The sequence below is a fragment of the Castellaniella sp. GW247-6E4 genome (assembly GCF_040276065.1).
Taxonomy (GTDB): Bacteria; Pseudomonadota; Gammaproteobacteria; order Burkholderiales; family Burkholderiaceae_B; genus Castellaniella.
The window spans coordinates 595,237-611,869 of the sequence record NZ_JBELOI010000001.1; the positions used below are offsets into that span (position 1 = coordinate 595,237).

At 65.8% G+C, this 16,633-nt stretch carries 13 protein-coding genes and 1 tRNA gene; 3 read left to right on the forward strand and 11 right to left on the reverse strand.

Annotated features, from left to right (window positions below):
- Window positions 1-124 precede the first annotated feature (124 nt).
- The 5 genes from ABS761_RS02790 to ABS761_RS02810 all read right to left on the reverse strand — a co-directional run bounded on the left by ABS761_RS02790 (window position 125) and on the right by ABS761_RS02810 (window position 5,126).
- Window positions 125-200, reverse strand: a tRNA-Asn gene (locus ABS761_RS02790).
- 47 nt (window positions 201-247) lie between these two features.
- Window positions 248-1,861: a DHA2 family efflux MFS transporter permease subunit gene (locus ABS761_RS02795; protein WP_350406514.1), complete on the reverse strand. Its 1,614-nt coding sequence runs from the start codon at window positions 1,859-1,861 to the stop codon at window positions 248-250.
- Window positions 1,858-3,042, reverse strand: a complete 1,185-nt coding sequence (locus ABS761_RS02800) for an HlyD family secretion protein (protein ID WP_350406516.1) — start codon at window positions 3,040-3,042, stop codon at window positions 1,858-1,860. The genes ABS761_RS02795 and ABS761_RS02800 overlap by 4 nt, the downstream gene beginning before the upstream one ends.
- A 20-nt stretch (window positions 3,043-3,062) precedes the next feature.
- A complete protein-coding gene (locus ABS761_RS02805) occupies window positions 3,063-4,472 on the reverse strand; it encodes an efflux transporter outer membrane subunit (protein ID WP_350406517.1) in 1,410 nt (469 codons plus the stop codon).
- A gap of 102 nt (window positions 4,473-4,574) precedes the next feature.
- Window positions 4,575-5,126 carry a MarR family winged helix-turn-helix transcriptional regulator gene (locus ABS761_RS02810; RefSeq protein WP_350406518.1) on the reverse strand — a complete coding sequence of 184 codons (552 nt, stop codon included), beginning with the start codon at window positions 5,124-5,126 and terminating at the stop codon, window positions 4,575-4,577.
- A 64-nt stretch (window positions 5,127-5,190) separates the two neighbouring features.
- Here ABS761_RS02810 and ABS761_RS02815 point away from each other — a divergent pair, with 64 nt between their 5' ends.
- Window positions 5,191-6,075, forward strand: a complete 885-nt coding sequence (locus ABS761_RS02815; RefSeq protein ID WP_502881373.1) for a DMT family transporter — start codon at window positions 5,191-5,193, stop codon at window positions 6,073-6,075.
- Between the two features lie 28 nt (window positions 6,076-6,103).
- On the opposite strand, the gene ABS761_RS02820 is transcribed toward ABS761_RS02815, so the two are convergent.
- Both ABS761_RS02820 and ABS761_RS02825 read right to left on the reverse strand, forming a co-directional pair.
- Window positions 6,104-7,348: a DUF3734 domain-containing protein gene (locus tag ABS761_RS02820; protein WP_350406520.1), complete on the reverse strand. Its 1,245-nt coding sequence runs from the start codon at window positions 7,346-7,348 to the stop codon at window positions 6,104-6,106.
- Window positions 7,278-8,234, reverse strand: a complete 957-nt coding sequence (locus ABS761_RS02825) for a LysR substrate-binding domain-containing protein (protein ID WP_350406521.1) — start codon at window positions 8,232-8,234, stop codon at window positions 7,278-7,280. The genes ABS761_RS02820 and ABS761_RS02825 overlap by 71 nt, the downstream gene beginning before the upstream one ends.
- A gap of 128 nt (window positions 8,235-8,362) precedes the next feature.
- On the opposite strand from ABS761_RS02825, the gene ABS761_RS02830 reads away from it, so the two are divergent.
- Window positions 8,363-9,427 carry a YeiH family protein gene (locus tag ABS761_RS02830; RefSeq protein WP_350406522.1) on the forward strand — a complete coding sequence of 355 codons (1,065 nt, stop codon included), beginning with the start codon at window positions 8,363-8,365 and terminating at the stop codon, window positions 9,425-9,427.
- A gap of 48 nt (window positions 9,428-9,475) precedes the next feature.
- Here the strand turns inward: ABS761_RS02830 and ABS761_RS02835 are convergent, their stop codons facing one another.
- The 3 genes from ABS761_RS02835 to norR all read right to left on the reverse strand — a co-directional run bounded on the left by ABS761_RS02835 (window position 9,476) and on the right by norR (window position 13,575).
- On the reverse strand, window positions 9,476-9,853 hold the full coding sequence (locus ABS761_RS02835) for a SirB2 family protein (RefSeq protein ID WP_350406523.1): 378 nt from the start codon (window positions 9,851-9,853) through the stop codon (window positions 9,476-9,478).
- A gap of 97 nt (window positions 9,854-9,950) precedes the next feature.
- On the reverse strand, window positions 9,951-11,756 hold the full coding sequence (locus ABS761_RS02840) for an ABC transporter ATP-binding protein/permease (protein ID WP_350406525.1): 1,806 nt from the start codon (window positions 11,754-11,756) through the stop codon (window positions 9,951-9,953).
- A 145-nt stretch (window positions 11,757-11,901) separates the two neighbouring features.
- Window positions 11,902-13,575, reverse strand: coding sequence for a nitric oxide reductase transcriptional regulator NorR (gene norR / locus ABS761_RS02845; RefSeq protein WP_350406526.1), 1,674 nt, complete (start codon window positions 13,573-13,575; stop codon window positions 11,902-11,904).
- 195 nt (window positions 13,576-13,770) lie between these two features.
- Here norR and ABS761_RS02850 point away from each other — a divergent pair, with 195 nt between their 5' ends.
- Complete coding sequence (locus ABS761_RS02850) at window positions 13,771-16,050, forward strand: nitric-oxide reductase large subunit (RefSeq protein ID WP_350406528.1); 2,280 nt, start codon at window positions 13,771-13,773, stop codon at window positions 16,048-16,050.
- A 106-nt stretch (window positions 16,051-16,156) separates the two neighbouring features.
- Here ABS761_RS02850 and ABS761_RS02855 read toward each other — a convergent pair whose 3' ends face one another.
- Window positions 16,157-16,597, reverse strand: coding sequence for a nucleoside deaminase (locus ABS761_RS02855; protein WP_350406530.1), 441 nt, complete (start codon window positions 16,595-16,597; stop codon window positions 16,157-16,159).
- Window positions 16,598-16,633 lie beyond the last annotated feature (36 nt).

Consider the following 16,633-nt stretch of genomic DNA (forward strand, 5'->3'; position numbering starts at 1 on the left):
TATCAGGATATATCCGCAAATAGAGCTAGGCGGGTGAGGGGCAGGCTCCGTACGTTTCACATTCCGAGTTTTCGTACACCAAAACAAAAAGGACCTAGATTTTCACCTAAGTCCTTGAGTTTCCTGGCTCCCCGACCAGGGCTCGAACCTGGGACCTGCGGATTAACAGTCCGTCGCTCTACCGACTGAGCTATCGGGGAATTGCGAAGAAGCGAAACTATAGCATAGTTTTTTTCAGGCCGTCTCTCTAGTGCACCCCTGCGCCGCCGCTGGACAGGGCCTGGCGCGCGGACTTTGGCTTAGCGGTCCAGATCAGGCCGATCAACAGCAGGAACACTAGCGCCGAGGCGTAGAAAATGTCCGTGGCCGACATGGTGTAGGCCTGCTGACCGATGGTGCGGTCGATCAGGGCGGCACCCTGCTGAGTGCTCAGGCCCAGTTGATGCAGGCCATTCATGATGTGGTCGAAGGCCGGCTCGCCGGGGCGGGCCACCTCGGTCATGCGGCTGTGGTGCAGGGTGGCGCGGTTATCCCACAGCGTGGTGGTGATCGAGGTGCCGAAGGCGCCGCAGACCAGGCGGGCGAAGTTCGACAGGCCCGCCGCCGCCGGGATGCGGTCGGCGCTCAGTCCGGACAAGGTCAGCGTCGTCAGCGGGATGAAGAACGTGGCCATCGCCGCGCCCTGGATGAAGGTCGGCAGCATGACGGCGTACAGATCGACCTGGGTGTTGAACTGTGCCCGCATGTAGCTGATCAGGGAAAAAATCAGAAAGGCCACGGTGGCGATGACGCGGGGGTCGTGCTTGGCGAGCAGCTTGCCGACGACGGGCGACAGGATGATGGCCAGGATCCCGACGGGCGCCGACGCGATGCCGGCCCAGGTGGCCGTGTAGCCCATGGTGCTCTGCAGCCACAGGGGCAGCAGCACGACGGTCCCGAAGAACACCCCGTAGGCGACCGATAGAGAGATCACGCCGGCGGTGAAGTTGCGACCCGCGAACAAGGTGAGGTCCACGATGGGGTGACGAGCGGTCAGCTCCCAGATGACGAAATAGACGAAGGCGACGACGGACGTCACGGCCAGCGCACAGATGATCGGGCTGGCGAACCATTCCAGCTCCTTGCCCTTGTCGAGCAGCACCTGCAGCGCACCGACCCAAACCACCAGCAGGACGAGGCCCATGCGGTCGATGGGCAGGTGCACGCGGCGCGAGTCGCGCGCCTTGTAGACCTGCCACGATCCCCAGCCCGCCACCAGGCCGACTGGCACATTGATGTAGAAGATCCACGACCAGGAGTAGTTGTCCGAGATCCAGCCGCCCAGCAGGGGGCCGGCGATCGGGCCGATCAGGATGGTCATGGACCACATCGCCAGCGCCATTCCAGCCTTGGCCTTGGGATAGGTGGCCAGCATCAGGGATTGCGACAGCGGGATCATGGGGCCGGCCACCGCGCCTTGCAGGACGCGGAAGAACACCAGCGATTCCAGGGACCACGCAAAGCCGCACAGCCAGGAGCTGAGCACGAACAGCAGCACCGACAGGACGAACAGCCGCACCTGGCCGAAGCGCTGCGTCAGCCAACCGGTCAGCGGTACGGTGATGGCATTGGCCACGGCGAACGAGGTGATCACCCAGGTGCCTTGGGTCGCACTCACGCCCAGGTCGCCCGCGATCGTCGGGATCGACACATTGGCGATCGAGGAATCGAGCACATTCATGAATACCGCGGCTGATAGCGCGATGGTGCCGAAGGTGCGCGCGCTGCCTTCCAGCGGCGCGTATTCCTGCGCGGCTTGAGCCGGAGCGGCGCGCGGCGCCTCGCCACCCTCCGAGGGGGACGCGGGAGTGGGTTCGCTCATGATCCGAGGTTGTCCTGGATGATGGACTGGATCAGGGCATCGACCTCACGGCTGTCATGCGTGTAGGCGGCAGTGCGCTGCGGCGCCGGATCGGCGGGCACGGCGTCGGCCGCGGGTGCCGATAGGGCGACCTCGACCTGCATGGACAGGCCCACGCGCAGCGGATGGGCGCGCAGTTCCTCGGGATCGAGCTGGATGCGCACAGGGATGCGCTGGATGACCTTGATCCAGTTGCCGCTGGCGTTTTGCGCGGGCAGCAGCGAGAACGCGCCGCCCGAGCCTGCCGAGACGCCGATCAAGGTGCCGTGGTAGATCACGGTGCCGCCGTACAGGTCCGAGGTAATGGTGGCCTTTTGCCCCGGCTTCATCTCGTGGATCTGGTTTTCCTTGAAGTTCGCCTCGACCCAGAGTTGTTCGAGGGGCACGATGGTCATGAGCGGGGTGCCGGGCAGGATATGCTGGCCGAGTTGGGCCGTGCGCTGGGCGACCATCCCGTCCACCGGGGCGACGATGCGCGTGCGGGCCTCGGCGAGCCAGGCGTTGCGCACTTGGTCGGCGGCGTGCAGGACATCGGGGTGGGTGGCGACGGTACTGCCCTGGGTGAGCGCCTGGTTCGTTTCGAGCTTGGCCTTGGAGGCGGCATAGGAGGCTTGCGCCTGGGCGATGCCGGCTTGTGCGGATTTGACGGCGATGCGGGCGTGCAGTAGCTCCTCGCCGCTGACCCCGCCCGAACCCCCCAAGGCGCTGCGCCTTTGCAAGTCGCTTTGCGCCTTGTCGAGCGCGGCCTGGGCCTGCTCGATATTGGCCTTGCGCATTGCCACGTCGGCTGCCAGGGCATCGTTCTGGACGAACAGGGTTCGGGTGCGTCGCACGGCCTGCGCGAGTGCGGCCTTGGCTTGCGCAAGCGCGATGCGCGTGTCGCTCGGATCCAGCGTCAGCAGGGATGCGCCCTGCTTGATGCGCTGTGTGTCCTCGGCGTCGATGGCGATGATGGTGCCCGGAATCTGCGAGGTGACTTGCACCAGGTTGCCATGCACGTAGGCGTCGTCCGTCGTTTCGTAGTGGGCGGCGAACAGGAACCACCAGAAGGCGTAGGCGATGCCGATGGCAATGAAGACCAGGGTGGTGAGCCACAGCAGGCGCTTGCGTGGGCTTTTGGGGGCTTGAGTTGCGGAAGTCATGGTGGGAAGGGTGTCGAGGATCAGTGGGCGGGGGAGGGTGGCTCGGCCTGGTAGCCGCCGCCCAGGGCGGTGGCGAGCTGGGCGTCCAGGATGTAGGCGCGCGCGCGCAGGTCGGCGGTGTGGACCGATTGCGTGAGAGCGTCGCTTTGCGCGAGCAGGACTTGCACGAAATCGCCCAGGCCCGCCTGGTAGCGCTTGAGCGCAATGTCATAGGCGGAGGTGCTGGCTGCGAGGCTGGCCTCCTGATAGCGGATCTGTTCGCGCAGGGAGCGGATCGAGGCGCTGGCGTCGGCGACCTCGCGCACCGCGCCGAGCACGGTTTGGTTGTATTGCGCAATCGCCAGGTCGCGGGCGGCGCGGCGGCCTTCCAGTCGGGCGTTCAGCGCGCCAGCGTGGAAGATCGGCAGCGTGATGGCGGGGCCGGCGCCGTAGCTGCGGCTATCGCCGCGCAGGAGCTGGTCCATGCCCAGGGACATGAATCCGGCGAATGCCGACAGATTGATGTCGGGAAAGAATTCAGCCTTTGCCGCCGAGATCTCGGCGCCGGCCGCCTCGGCCTGCAGGCGCGCGGCGACCACGTCGGCGCGCCGGCCGAGCAGGGCCATCGGCATGCTCTCGGGTACGCCCTGGGGCAGGGCTGCGCCTTCGCGTGGCGCGAGGGCGGGCAATCGATCCGGCCCCGTGCCCGTGAGCGCCGCGAGCTGGTGGCGCAGGAGCTCGGCATTGTTGCGTGCCTGCGCCAGTTGCACGTGGGCGGCAGAGACGGCCGAACGGGCCTGGTCCACATCCACCTGGGTGCTGAGCCCATGGGTATAACGGTCGCGCGTGATGTCGAGCGCAGTCTGCTGCTTGCCGACGATGGCCTCGAGCGCGGTCGACTGTGCGAGGGCGTCCTGCAATTGGAAATAGCTCTGGGCGACCGTCGAAACCAGCAGGGTGCGCGATTGTTGCTGCTCGGCCTGCGCGGCGAGCGCGTTGGACTGGGCCGCAGCAGTCAGGGCACGTTGCCGGCCCCACAGATCAAGATCGAAATCGACCTGCAGCGTCAGGCTATTGTCCGTGTCCATCGATCCGCCCAATGGCGGAGGGTAGATATAGTTCTCGCTGTAGTGCTGGCGCGTCATGCGGTAGCGGGCGTCGGCCTGCGGCCATTGCAGGGCGCGGGCATTGCGCACCGCCGCATTGGCCATGCGCACGCGGGCGGCGGCGCTGTCCAGCGTCGGGCTGTCGGCCAGGGCGCGTTCGATCAGGCCGTCGAGTTGCGGGTCCTGATAGCGTTGCCACCATTGGTGGGTGGGCCATTGGACCGCGGTGCTGTCCCGCAGGCCGATGCCGGCGCCATCCAGGGGCTGGACCGCCGGCGCGCCCGGGTCCATGGGGGCGCAGGCCGATAGGGCCAGGGCGAGGAAGAGGGGGGCAAGGGGCTTCATGCTGACAATAAGCTGAATATTGTTGATTGGTCTGTATCTGACTAGGCAATTATATAGCGAGCGAAAGACCGATGGTGTTTTTCAGTGGGGGATTTTGTGCGCTCAGGCTCCGGGCGGCGTGGCGGGGGCCGAGGCGTGGCGCAGGTAGCGCTCGCCGTTGTCGATCATGCGACGCAGCAGGCCGAACAGCATCTGAATCTCGTCGTTGGAAAATCCTTCGAGGTGCAGGTTCAGAGTGTCCGCGATAGCCGGCAGGATCTGGTCGACGACCGTTCGGCCTTCTTCGGTGAGCACGATTTTGACGACGCGCCGATCCTCGGGATAGGGCTCTCGCCTGAGAAACCCTTTGGATTCAAGGCGATCGAGCGTGCGCGTGATGGCTCCGGTGTCCGCCTGCATGGCGCGGGCAAGGCCCGCCGGGGTGTCGATGCCCTGGTGGTGGATCAGCATCAAGGGGCGCCACTGAATGGCGGTCAGGCCCAGAGGCGCCGCCTTGTGGTCGATCACGCGATGCAGCAGGCTGTGGACCTGCTTGATCAGCAGGCCGAGATTGTTGTCCCGGCTGAGGGCGCTGGGGCAAGCCTGGTAGTATTGGCAGGCGCCCGACGCGCGCTCGGCCGGAACGAACGGAGGCGTATCGCGTTTGGATGACATGCTAGAATATTAAACGATCAGTATCTGACTAGGCAAGTATATCTTGAAACCTCCGACGGCGCGGATGTTCTGGACGGGCTTTGCGCTGGCGGCATTAGGCTCGGTCCTGTTCTCCGCAAAGGCGATTGTGGCCAAGCTGACCTATCGGTACGGCGTCCAGGCCCTGGATGTCATCGGCTTTCGCATGATGTTGTCGCTGCCGTTCTTTCTTGCGATCGCCTGGGCCCAGGCACGGCGCGCGCGCCTGGGCCGCATCGCCCGGCTGGATCGGCGCGACGGCTTGCGGATCGTCTTTCTGGGAGTCATCGGGTACTACCTGTCGAGTTTCCTGGATTTCATTGGCCTGGAATACATTTCGGCCGGACTCGAGCGCCTGATCCTGTTCCTTGCGCCCACCTTCGTCCTGCTGATTTCCGCCTGCTTCCTCAAGCGTCCGATCGCGCGGCGCCAATGGGTCGCCATGGGTCTGGCCTATTTCGGCGTGGCCCTGGTGTTCTGGGGGGATCTGTCAATCAGCGGCGATGGTGTCGTGATCGGGTCCCTGTGCGTGCTGGGTGCCGCGATCTCCTATGCCTTGTATCTGATCGGCTCGGGGGAAATGGTCGAGCGCGTCACCGCCACGCGCCTGACGGCCTATGCCATGTCGGTTTCCGCGGTGGTGACCATGGCGCATTTTTTTCTCGTCAGGGGGTGGGACGGCCTGATGGTGCCCTGGCCGGTCTATCGGCTCTCGCTGATTCATGCGGTGTTCCACACTGTCCTGCCGACCTTCATGGTCATGTGGGCGGTGGCGCGCATCGGCGCACCTCTGGCGGCCCAGCTCGGCCTGATCGGCCCGGTCTCGATACTGTTCCTGGCCTATGTGTTCCTGGGCGAGCCGATCACCACCATACAGGTCGGCGGCACGGTGTTCGTGGCCGTCAGCGCGGTCGTGCTCGGCCGGCGCTAGCCGCTGCGCCGCGTCGAACGGTTCGCCGTCAGGGCCGGTCGCCGTTGGTGCTCGTGGTGTGGGAGCTGCGCATGGCCTGCTCGATCTCGTCACGGTGCACGTCGTGCGTGACGAAGCCGGCCGTATTGTCCGGCATGGCCAGGTACTCGTCGTGGGCCAGGGTGTTGCGGATGTCCTGCAGGCCCGTTTCCCAGTGCTCGCGCATCGTGGCCAGGCCGAACTGGTAGTCCCGGTGGTGCTGCTCGTAGTCCTTGTCCCGATAGATCAGGTGGATGATGTTGTAGCGTTTGTGGCCGGCAAGCGATTCGGCCCGGCGGCAGGCGGCGTCCTGGTCGCGGATTTTGGCGGGCACCTTGTCGAGCACGTCGCGCAGCGCCCGCTGCATCTTGCGGTATGCGCGCATTTGTTCGGTGACCGCGCGCGTGCGGCTGGAATAGCGGATGTCCTGGATGCGGTCGCCGACGTCCCCGATGTTGCGCGGCGCCGAGCCGCGCGCGCTCCATAGATCAACCTGGAACACGAGGGTGTCGCGCTCGGGCCTTTCGGTCAGCACCTCGGTCAGAGGCGTATTCGAAACCAGCCCGCCGTCCCAATAGTATTCCCCATCGATCTCGATGGCCGGGAAGGCCGGTGGCAGCGCCCCCGAGGCCATGAAGTGTTCGGGCCGCAGGCGCGTGCGCTGGTTGTCGAAATACGCGAAGTTGCCTGTGCGCACGTTCACCGCGCCCACCGAGACGTGGATTCCGCCGTCGTTGATGCGGTCGAAGTCGCACAGGCGCTCGAGCGTGTCCCTCAGGGGGCGGGTGTCGTAATAGCCCACGTTGCCGGGGTCTGTCAGCGGCGTCAACACGGCGGGCGGAAAACGGGGCCGGAAAAATCCTTTCTGCCCGACCAGCAGTGCGCTGCCGGCGTGCAGATTGCCCATGACCTGGCGCGCCATGTCATTGATCTGGAACAGGCTGGCTTCGAGCAGGGGATTGGTGGGCAGGCCACCATAAGGCTGGCAGATCGTGCCCCAGAATTCCCGCAGCCGCTCGATGCGCCGCTCGGGCGGATTGCCCGCCAGGATTGCGAGGTTCAGCGCGCCGATCGAAATGCCGGCGAGGTAGGTGAGCTCGATGCCGGCTTCGTGCAGGCCCTCGTAGACGCCCGCCTGGTACGCGCCCAGTGCGCCACCGCCCTGCAGCACGAGTGCGGTCGTTTCATAGGCTTTGCAGGCCTTGCATAGCAGGCTGGCCTGCTGGGGGGCTGGGGCGGATCTGCGGCTGGGCATCGGGGGGCTCCGTGAGGGTTTGTAGAAAAGCGTCGATTAGCGCGCCTCGGTAACGGCCGCGGTGCAGCACGATGGACAGGCGGCGCTCGAGCGCGAGGAATGGGGTGCGCAGCACACGCAGGCGTCCAGTGGCCACGGCGTCCAGTGTCGCCGCGTACGGCAGGCAGGCAATCCCCAGTCCGGCCATGACGGCCTGTTTGATGGCCTCGATCTGGCCCAGTTCGAGCAGGATCCGGCCGGGCGGTAGCCGGCTCAGGGCCTGCTCGGTCTGGTTGCGGGTGGCCGATCCGCGCTCGCGCAGTATCCAGCGCGCGCCCGCGAAATCCTCGGGGCGCAGCCTGACCCGGGCGGCCAGCGGGTGCGAGGGCGCGGCGCAGACCACCAGCGCATCCGAGCGCCAGGGCAGGGTTTCGAGGCGGGGATGATTGACTGGGCCCTCGACACAGGCCAGGTCGGCCTCGTGATCGAGCAGCTTTTGGGTGATGCTGCGGGTATTGCCCACGTCGAGCAGCAGGGAAACCATGGGATATCGGGCAACGAATGGCCCCAAAAGTTCCCCGACCAGGTAATTGCCGACGGTATTACTGGCGCCGATCCGCAGCTCGCCGTTGAGCTCGCCCGCTTGCGCGGGGTTGCGGCGCTGCATGTCGCGCAGGCGCTCGAGGATTTCCCGCGCCTGGGGCAGTTGCTCGCGGCCGCGGGCATTGAGCCTGAGGCGGCCTCGTTCGCGGTCGAACACGGGGGCGCCGAGCTGACGCTCGAGCTCGGCCAGGGCCATGCTGATGGCTGGCTGTGTCAGGTGCAGTTGCTCGGCCGCGCCGCGCACGCTGCCGGTGGCGGCGATGGTGGCAAAGACCTCGATCTGGCGCAGGCTGATGCCGAGCATGGGGTTCAGTCCTCGGGTTTAGACATCAATGTATTTTATATGATGATTAATAATTGTTGAATTTATTGATGGGGCGTCTCTTTCTAAAATAACGGGAAATCATAAACACATTTCGAGTCCGTTCCCGCATGCCTCCTATTTCCGCTGTTCCGCAAGCCGTGCCCTCCGCCATGCAGACCCGGGAGATTGGCGCCGATGGGCATGGCCGCTCGCCTTCGCGCCTGCATGGTCTGGCCCTGTCGGCGGCCCTGGGGCTGTTGGCCTGGCGCCTCGGTGTGTGGCTGCCGCTGATCGGCGGTCCGGTCCTGGGCATTTTGCTGGGGATGGCGTGGCGCAACGTGATCGGCGTCTCGCCGGTGTACGCGCCGGGTGTCGCCTACGGCTCGCGCCAGGTCCTGCAATGGTCCATCATCGGCCTGGGTTTCAGCCTCAGCCTGGGCCAGGTGGTCGATACGGGCGGCGCCTCGCTCGCGGTCACCCTGGTCACGCTGTCGACGGCCTTTCTCGCCGCCTGGGTGCTGGGCCGCTGGCTGGGCTTGACGGGGCGCCTGTGCACGCTGATCGGCGTGGGCACCGCGATCTGCGGCGGGTCTGCGATCGCAGCCACGGCGCCCATCATTCAGTCCGATGGGCATGACACGGCGCTGGCGGTGTCCACGATCTTTCTGTTCAACGTCGTCGCGGTGCTGCTGTTCCCTTTTCTGGGCCATGTCCTGGGGCTGAGCGATGCGGGTTTCGGGCTCTGGGCGGGAACGGCCATCAACGACACCTCGTCGGTGGTGGCGGCCGGCTACAGCTATAGCGTGGCGGCCGGCGATGTCGCGACCATCGTGAAGCTCACCCGCGCAACCCTGATCATTCCGGTCTGCCTGGTCATCGCGGGCTGGATGGCTTGGCACGCACGGCGTGGCGCGGCGCGCGTGTCGCTGCGGCGGATCTTCCCCTGGTTCATTGTATGGTTCTTGGCCGCCTCGGCGGTGCACACGCTGGGCTGGGTGCCCGCGGTGCTGCAGGAGCCCCTGCACCACGCCTCGCAGTTCCTGATCGTCATGGCCCTGACCGCGATCGGGCTGTCCTCGGATCTGCGCCGCATGGCCGCCGCGGGGTTGCGGCCCTTGCTGCTGGGCTTGGGAACGTGGGTCGCGGTGGCGCTCAGCAGTCTCGGGATGCAGGCCCTGATGGGCATGCTGTAGGCCCGTACCGGCCGACCCGTGGCGTGTGCCGTCGAGCGGGGCGCGACGCTAGGCGAACCACGAGGCCGAGTCGTGGTGGATCGCCACACCCACGATGTAGACGAACACGGCGACCGAGATGAGCGCGGCGATGGCGCGCGTGCGGCGGGTCTTGCCGCGTTTGATGGCGATGGTGCCCACGCCGATGTAGACGAGCAGCAGCACGATCTTGGTCAGGATCCAGGGCTGGTTGGGCCCGATCATGGCTGCCAGGATGACGCCACAGACCAGCAGCACGGTGTCCACGATGTGCGGCAGGATGCGCACGAGGCGCGCCTGCAGCAGGCTCGACTCGACGATCGACCAGTAGGCGCGGATCAGGAACAGCGTGATGCTCAGGCCGACGGCCGTCACGTGCAGGTGTTTGATGAGGTAGTAATAATCCATGGCGGTTTCTTTGAGGATGCGTTGGGGCGGCTCGGCGAGCCTGTTGGGGCGATCTTAACAGGCTCGGGCGGCGGCCCGCGCCGCCCGGGACCGAGGCTCAGGCGATCGGCGCCAGCGCCCAGCCCCCCTCGGCGCCGCCCGCCAACGTGAGCTGGGCGCCGTGGTGGCGCTGCAGCGTGCTGCGGTGGCCGACGCTGACCAGTCGCGTGCCCGGCAGTTCCTCGCGCACCAGCCGGTACATGGCGTCCTCCAGGCCCTCGTCCATGGCCGAGGTGGCTTCGTCGAGGAAGGCGGCGCTGGGCCGGGCGAGCAGCAGGCGTCCGAAGGCGAGCCGCTGCTGTTCGCCCAGCGACAGAATGCGGCCCCAGTCGTCGACATCGTCGAGGCGTGCCTCGAGATGGCCGAGCTGCACCCGGCGCAGGACCTCGCGATCGCGCGCGCGGGTTGCCTCGTCGGCCTGTTCGAGGACGGGGTTGGGGTAGTGCAGGGCGTCGCGCAGCGAGCCCAGGGGCAAGTAGGGCTTCTGGGCCAGGAACAGCGCCGATTCCGCCGGACGCACGACCTCGCCCTCGCCGTAGGGCCAGATGCCGGCGATCATGCGCAGCAGCGTGGTCTTGCCCGATCCCGAGGGGCCGCGGATCAGCAGGGGCTGGGCCGGCGCAACCTCGAGGTCGAGGTCCTTGAGCAGCAGGCGGCCATCCGGCGTGCGCAGGGTGACGCCGTGCAGGGCCAGGCGCTCCCCGTCCTCTCGGGCGGGCGGCAGCGACAGCGCGTGCGCCGCGTCGATCACGTCGTTGAAACCGGTCAGACGGTCCAGGGTGGCGCGGTAGGTGGCGAAATTGTCGTACGCGTTCCGGAAGAACGACAGATTGTCCTGCAGGCGTCCGAAGGCCTGGGCCGTCTGGATCAGGTCGCCCAGGCTGATCTGTTTGGAAAAGAAGCGTGCCGCCTGGATGATGAAGGGAAACACGACGGCCGTCTGGGTCACGACGAAGTTAAAGCCCAGGAACTTCAGGGACCGATAGATGATGGCCCAGGCATTGGCGATCACCTGGGCGAACCAGCGCCGCAGCGCGCTGCCCTCGACGCGCTCGCCGCGATAGAAGGCGATGCTCTCGGCGTATTCGCGCACGCGCACCAGCGCATAGCGGTAGTCGGCGTTGAATTTTTCGTTCAGGAAGTTCAGGCGGATCAGCGGACGGCCGATGCGGATCGCCAGCAGCGTGGCGAGAAAGACGTAGATGAACACCAGGAACACCATGCCGCGCGGGACCTCGATGCCGAGCACGGTCATGGGGCCCGACAGCGTCCACAGGATCAGGGTGAAGGCGATGGTCGAGACGACGGCGTTGATCACCCCGACGGCCAGGGTCATCGAATCCTGCGCAAAGGTCGTGATGTCTTGCTGGATACGCTGATCGGGGTTGTCGGCCAAGTGGCTGAGCGGCTGGCCCCGGTAGTAGGCCTGGCGGTCCATCCAGCGCGCGAGCAGGGTTTCGTTCAACCAGGTGCGCCAGTGGATGACAAAGGCCTGCTGCACGTAGAAATCGAACAGCGAACGGACGACGTGCACGGCCGCCAACAGCGCGAACAACAGCATTGCGAGCCAGAATCCCGATTCGTCGAGCTGCTGCAGGGCCGTGTACATGGTGTTGTACCAGTTCGAGAACAGCACATCCAGGCGCACGGCCGCGAGCGTCAGCAGCAGGATCAGCGCGAGGCCGGCGAGCGGCCGCCAGCTTCGGCGCGGCGAGAAATAGTCCTTGCTCAGCAGCCAGAACTGCCGCCCCCAGCGCGTGAGCCGGATCACGCACCAGGCGGCGGTGGCCGTTGCGAAGAGGGTGATGACGTAGGCTTTGAGCAGCCACAAGCCGCTTTCGATCAAGACCTTGTTCCAGTCCATGGCGAGTCTTTGTCCTTATTGAGAGTTGGCGTGCCGTAATGGATCGTCGGCATTTTAGGGCCTGCCGGTGCCGGAGGGTGAGAACGTGCGGCTTTTTCGCGGCGTTGACGGCCTTTGGGTTGGATGGACAAAACGCCGGATGGTTTCATGCGCGCGCGCGCCGAGCCTTGAGGCCCAGCCGGTGGGCGAGCTTGTGCAGGTTGCTGGGATCGAGCTGCAGCGCGCGCGCCGCCTGGGCCCAGTTGTAGTTGGTCGCAGCCAGGGCATGCTGGATGGCTGTCCGCTGGCAAGACTCGACGCTCTCGCGCAGGGCGCGGATCGCCTGCGCCTCTTGCCGCGTGCCCGAGGGGCTGGCGAGATCGGGCGCGGTCTGCATGCCGGGGCCGTAGAATGGCTCGGTGTCATAGAGATCCTCGCCTTCGGACGATGCCTCCGAGGGGCGGGAGGCTCCCGCCTGGGTGCGGTGCAGGCCTTCGTAGTGGTCCTCGGCCGCCGGCACCTCGGGCGCGTCGAGGTCCAGCAGTTCGGGGCCGATCGTCATCACCTGATCGCGTGAGGCGCCGCGGCTGAGCATCTTGAGGGCGGCGCGGCTGATGACGTGCTCGAGTTCGCGCACATTGCCGGGCCATGGGTAGTGCAGCAGCGCGCGCTCGGCGCCGTAGGACAGGCGCACCCCGCGCAGGCCCAGGCGCGCCCGGTTGAATTCAAGGAAATGGCCCGCCAGGATGAGGGTGTCGCGTTCACGCTCGCGCAGGGGCGGGATGGGCACCGGGTAGACGGACAGGCGATGATACAGGTCGGCGCGGAAGTTCCCTGCGAGGGTGTTGGCCTTCAGGTCTCGATTGGTGGCGGCGATGATGCGCACGTCGGTCTTGATCACGTCGTCGGTGCCCAGGCGCTGGATTTCGCCATTCTGCAGCGCCCGCAGCAGCTTGGCCTGCAGGCCCAGGGGCAACTCGCCCACCTCATCGAGAAACAGGGTGCCGCCCTGGGCGGCCTCGAAACGCCCTGGGCGGTCGCTGGTCGCGCCGGAGAATGCGCCTTTCACGTGGCCGAAGAGCTCGCTCTCGGCCAGCGATTCGGGCAGCGCGGCGCAATTGACGTGAATCATGGGCTTTTGGCTGCGGCGTGACCGGCGGTGCAGCCGGCGCGCGAACAGTTCCTTGCCCACGCCCGTTTCGCCCAGCAGAAGGATGGGCAGGTCGGAATCGGCCACGAGGTCCAGTTCGCGCAGCAGGGACTGGATGGCCTCGCTATGCCCGAGAATCTCGGTGTCCTCGCCGATGCGTTCGATGCCGTGCTGGCTGCTGCCCAGTTGGCGTAGCCGGCGGTTTTCGCGTTCGAGGCCGGTCAGGCGCACAGCGGCCTGCAGGATCAGGCCCAGGCGCCGCAACCGCGCACGCGCCGTCTCGTCGAAGGCGCCCGTGGTCAGCGCATCCAGCGTCATGATTCCCCATGGCCGCTCTTCCTCGTAGAGCGTCATGCCCATGCAGTCGTGCACCGGCAGCGGAGATCCCTTGCGGTCATCCAGCAGGCCGTCGTAGGGGTCCGGCAACACGCTGTCCAAGTCGAACCAGGTTGGGTCGCGCCGCGACAGGATGGTGGCGAAGCGGGGGTGCTGGGCCACCAGAAAGCGCCGCCCCAGGGCCTCGTGCGCCAGGCCCGCGGCTGCGACCAGGCGCAGCGTGTCCCCGCCGTCCAGTGCCAGCAGGCCCACGGCGTCGCAAGAGAAGGCATTGCGGATGGTCTGCGCCGCGCGCTGCAGCCGCACGCCGTCGGGCAGGTCCTCGGCCAGATCGGTCAGCAGTTGATTTTCCATGAAGGTATAAAAGACACTTAAATGGTTATTTATACCATTTTAGAAAGGGTTGTAAATACCCAATTTGATATAGATCAGTGTCTGTCTAAGGGTTAACACTTGGCACATCGATTGCTTAATACTTTATCGAAGTGATCAGGTGGCGTCATCCGGCGCCATGTCGAGAATGCCTGATAGCTGCAGAAGGAGCGCAGAATGGGTGAGTATAAAAAGTTGTGGTGGACGCTGATCGGCGTTCTTTTGGTGACATTCGGCATCCTGGGATGGATGGGCAAGGAAGTCTACAATCAGGCGCCTCCCATCCCGACCCAGGTTGCGACGGCCTCCGGCCATGTCGTGATGACCGAGGGGCAGATTCTGGACGGCCAGAGCGCCTGGCAGTCGGCGGGCGGGATGACGGTCGGCTCGATCTGGGGACACGGCGCCTACCAGGCTCCGGACTGGACCGCCGACTGGCTGCACCGCGAATTGCTGGCCTGGCTGGATCTGGCCGCGCAGGACCAGTTCGGGGTGAACTTTGCCCAACTGAACGGCGATGCCCAGGCGGTGCTGCAGCACCGTCTCAAGGACGAATACCGCAAGAACACCTATGATGCCGCCACGGGCGCCGTCACGGTGTCCGATCGGCGCGCCCAGGCCATCGCCCAGACGGCCGTGTATTACGACAAGCTGTTCGGTGACGACGCCTCCCTGCGCAAGTCGCGCAAAAGCTTCGCCATGAAGGAAGGCACGCTGCCGTCGCCAGAAGCCCGCGCCCGCCTTGCGAACTTTTTCTTCTGGACCGCCTGGGCGGCCTCGACCGACCGGCCGGGGACCGAGGCCAGCTACACCAACAATTGGCCGCATGAGCCCTTGATCGACAACGTGCCCACGGCCGAGAACATCATCTGGTCTCTCATGAGCGTGGTCATCCTGATTGCGGGCGTGGGTCTGCTGGTCTGGGGCTGGGCATTCACGCGTGGGGAGCACGATGACGGACCTGCGCCGGCCCGCGATCCGGTGCTGCAGATTCCATTGACGGCCTCGCAGCGCGCTCTGGGCAAGTACCTGTTCCTGGTGGTGGCGCTGTTCGTCTCGCAGATCTTCATCGGCGGCTTTACCGCACACTATACGGTCGAGGGCCAGACCTTCTACGGCATCAACGTATCCGAATGGCTGCCGTATTCCCTGGTGCGCACCTGGCACATCCAGGCGGCCCTGTTCTGGATCGCCACCGGCTTTCTGGCGGTGGGATTGTTCGTGGTGCCGATTCTCAACGGTGGCAAAGACCCCAAGCACCAGAAGCTCGGCGTGGACGTCCTGTTCTGGGCGCTGATTCTGGTGGTGGTGGGGTCATTCACCGGCAACTTCGCCGCCATTGCCCACCTGATCCCGGCCGAATGGAATTTCTGGCTTGGCCATCAGGGCTATGAGTATGTCGAGCTCGGCCGCCTGTGGCAGATCGGCAAGTTCCTGGGCATCCTGTTCTGGCTGTTCCTGATGCTGCGCGGCATCGTGCCCGCCTTTAAACAAAAGGGCGACAAGAACCTGCTGGCGCTGTTCAGTGCGTCAGTCATCTGCATCGGCCTGTTCTACGGCGCCGGCCTGGCCTATGGCGAGAAGACCCACATCTCCGTCATGGAATACTGGCGCTGGTGGGTGGTCCACCTGTGGGTCGAGGGCTTTTTCGAGGTGTTCGCCACCACGGCGCTGGCGTTCATCTTCTCGACCATGGGCCTGGTGTCCAAGCGCGGCGCCACCATCGCCAGCCTGACCGCGGCCGTGCTGTTCATGCTGGGCGGCACACCGGGCACCCTGCACCACATGTACTTCTCGGGTACCACCACCCCGATCATGGCCATTGCCGCCTCGTTCAGCGCCCTGGAGGTCGTGCCCCTGGTCGTGCTGGGCTACGAAGCCTGGGAAAACTGGCGCCTGAAGGAGCGCGCGCCATGGATGGAAAGCCTGCGCTGGCCGCTGACCTTCTTCGTCGCGGTGGCCTTCTGGAACATGCTGGGTGCCGGAGTCTTCGGCTTCATGGTCAACCCGCCGATCGCGCTCTACTACATCCAGGGTCTGAACACCACGGCGGTGCATGCGCACGCGGCCCTGTTCGGCGTGTATGGCTTCCTGGCCCTGGGCTTCACCCTGTTCGTGCTGCGTTACCTGCGGCCGAACATGCAGTTCAACGAAAGCCTCATGAAGACCGCGTTCTGGGGCATGAACGTTGGCCTGGTCCTGATGATCGTCATGAGCCTGCTGCCCATCGGCCTGATGCAGTTCCACGCCAGCTACAGCGTCGGCACCTGGTGGGCTCGCGGCGAGACCTTCATGCAGCAGGACATCCTGCAGACCCTGCGCTGGGCGCGGACCTTCGGCGACGTGGTGTTCATCGTCGGGGGGTTGGGCGTGATGTGGCAGGTCGTGACCGCACTGCTCGACCGCGAGGCCGCGCCGTCGGCCCCCGGCACCGAGCTGGCACCGCAACGGGCCTAGGCGGTCCGTCCCGCCGCGCTGAGCGTCCGGCACGGACGTTCAGCGCCGGCCAACACTTTCCAGCACAGCACGCGCCCGACAGCGCGTGCTGTGCGTTCCGCGGCCTTCAGACCCCGATGTCCTCGTTCCAGAGACTGGGGTTCTCGGCGATGAAGCGGCGCATCAGCTCGAGGCATTCCGGATCCTGCAGGACCTCGAGCTCAACCCCGCGCGAGCGCAGCAGGTCTTCCTCGCCCATGAAGGTCTGGTTCTCGCCGATGATGACCCGGGGAATGCCGTACAGCAGGATTGTGCCGCTGCACATGGCGCAGGGCGACAGCGTGGTGTAGAGCACCGCCTCGCGGTAGACGCTGGCCGGCTGGCGGCCGGCGTTTTCGAGCGCGTCCATCTCGCCGTGCAGAATGGCGCTGTTTTTCTGCACCCGCCGGTTGTGGCCCCGGCCGATGATGCGTCCGCGGTGCTCGATCACCGAGCCGATGGGAATACCGCCCTCGGCCAGGCCCTTGCGCGCCTCCTCGATGGCTGCCCGCATGAAAGGATTGCTCATGGCCTGGTCTCCGTGGGGATTGTGGATGCCTGCATG